This is a genomic window from Pseudomonas sp. Au-Pse12 (assembly GCF_021341665.1).
Classification (GTDB): Bacteria; Pseudomonadota; Gammaproteobacteria; order Pseudomonadales; family Pseudomonadaceae; genus Aquipseudomonas.
Map to the genome: position 1 here is coordinate 1 of NZ_JAJTTH010000033.1, position 1,816 is coordinate 1,816.

Consider the following 1,816-nt stretch of genomic DNA (forward strand, 5'->3'; position numbering starts at 1 on the left):
CACCGCGCCGGTTACCGGTTCGCCGGTCGTAGTGACCCTGGCCAACGGTCAGACCATCACCATCCCGGTGGGTGAGTCTTCCGGGACGGTCAATGTCACGGCGCCAAACGATGCCCTGGCTGGCGGCAGCTCCTTGAGCACCACCATCACCAAGGTAGAAGGCGGCAATTACGAGAAGCTGGAGTTCAGCGACAAGCCGGCTGAAACCAGCGTCACCGATACCGTAGACACCACCAACCTCAGCCTCGGCGCCACTGGCTCCGTGGCCGAAGGCGGCCAGATCACTTACACCGCAACCCTGACCAACGCTGCCGGCACGCCGGTCACCGTGACCCTGAGCAACGGTGCAGTGATCACCATTGAAGCAGGCAAGACCACTGGCACCGTCACCGTCGCAGCACCCGCCGATGACGTGTACAAGGACGCCGGCAAAGTCGAAGCCACCATCACCAAGGCTGAAGGCGGCAACTTCGAAAACCTGGTCACCAACCCTGCTCCAGCCGTGACTGACGTCACCGACACCATCGATACTTCCACCGTGTCGCTGAACGCCACGCCTTCGGCGGCCGAAGGCGGCAACATCACTTACACCGCGACTGTCACCGCTCCGGTGACCGGCTCGCCAGTAGTCGTGACCCTGGCCAATGGCGAGAAGATCACCATCCCAGTGGGTGAAACCACCGGCTCGGTGAGCATCAGCGCACCGAACGATGTGCTGGTCGGCCACACCCCGCTGACCAACTCCATCACCGATGTCAGCGGCGGCAACTACGAGAACCTGGTGGCGGATAAATCGCCAGTCAGCACCACCGTGACCGACACCGTCGACACCACCAGCCTGTCCCTGGCCGCTACACCTTCGGTAGCGGAAGGCGGTTCAATCGTTTACACCGCGACCCTCACCAACGCCGCTGGCACACCGGTCACAGTGACCCTGTCCAACGGCGCGGTGATCACCATCGCCGCTGGGGCAACCAGTGGCACCGTAACCGTGGCCGCGCCAGCCGATGACGTCTACAAGGACGCCGGCAAGGTTGAAGCCACTATCACCAAGGCTGAAGGCGGCAACTTCGAGCACCTGGAGACCAATCCGACTCCAGCCGTGACCGACGTCACCGACACCATCGACACCAGCACCGTTTCGTTGACCGCCACGCCGAGCGTCGCTGAAGGCGGCATCGTGGTGTACACCGCGTCGGTTTCGGCGCCAGTCACCGGCTCGCCGGTGGTGGTGACCCTGTCCAATGGCCAAACTATCACCATCCCGGTTGGCGAAAGCCATGGTTCGGTGAATTTCACTGCGCCAAACGACGCCCTGGCAGGCGGTAGCTCCCTGAGTACCACCATCACCAAAGCGGACGGTGGTAATTACGAGAAGCTGGAGATTAATGACAAGCCAGCCGAGACCTCGGTTACCGATACACCAGACACCACCACTCTGAGCCTGAGCGCTACTGACTCGGTGGCCGAAGGCGGCTCCATCGTTTATACCGCCACCCTGACCAACGCTGCTGGTACTCCGGTTACCGTGACCCTGAGCAACGGTGCCGTAATTACCATCGCTGCTGGTGCCACTTCGGGCACTGCTACCGTCGCTGCGCCTGCTGATGACGTCTATAAAGATGCTGGCAAAGTCGAAGCCACCATCACTAAAGCTGAAGGCGGTAACTTCGAACACCTGGAGACCAACCCAGCGCCGGCCGTCACTGACGTCACTGACACTATCGATACTTCGACTGTCAGCCTGACCGCTACGCCAAGCGTCGCCGAAGGCGGCATCGTGGTGTACACCGCTTCGGTGTCCGCACCTGTGACT

General features: G+C 61.7%; 1 protein-coding gene. It reads left to right on the forward strand.

Annotation, left to right across the window (positions count from 1 at the left end):
• The coding region (locus LXM55_RS32285; protein ID WP_325169931.1) for an immunoglobulin-like domain-containing protein at positions 1–1,816 on the forward strand (1,816 nt) is incomplete at both ends.